Source organism: Streptococcus pseudopneumoniae, assembly GCF_001072315.1.
GTDB lineage: Bacteria > Bacillota > Bacilli > Lactobacillales > Streptococcaceae > Streptococcus > Streptococcus pseudopneumoniae_R.
This window is the reverse complement of sequence record NZ_JVLI01000191.1, coordinates 1-468: the sequence shown is the minus strand read 5'-3', so window position 1 is coordinate 468 and position 468 is coordinate 1. Positions and strand designations below refer to the sequence as shown.

The 468-nt window shown below is 44.7% G+C and carries 1 pseudogene; it reads left to right on the top strand.

The window, feature by feature from the left end:
- Positions 1–136: 136 nt before the first annotated feature.
- A pseudogene (locus ADH54_RS11615) lies at positions 137–468 on the top strand (hypothetical protein); the annotation flags it as partial.

Below are 468 nucleotides of genomic sequence, written 5' to 3'. Positions count from 1 at the left end.
GAGCGTGGGAAAGTTGAAGGAAGGGAAGAAGGGAAACTTTTTGCCTTCTTAGACATGGTTCGCCAAAATGTCTTAACTTCTGAATTTGCAAGTCAGCAATTAGGTATGACAGTAGCTGAGTTTGAGTCGTTATTGAAAGATTAAGACAATCACAAATAACGGTCAAGAACACCATCTGGTTAAGATGGCATTCTTGGAACTAAAAAAATACAGAGAAACCAGCAAAGACAAGGTTCGCAAACCGTGGTTGGAGTTTTTTGGGAACAAGCCCTTTACCCAACAACCCGAGCGAGCCATCAGCCAAGCAGATCAACTGCTGGACTACAAGAGCTGGTCCGAGGAGGACAGGAAAATGTTTAGTCAATTACGTATGCGCGAAGAACAAGCCTTGTTAGCACAGGACTATGCTTTGGAAACAGCTAGAGCGGAAGGTCTTGAACAGGGATTGGAACGTGGTCTTGAGCGTGG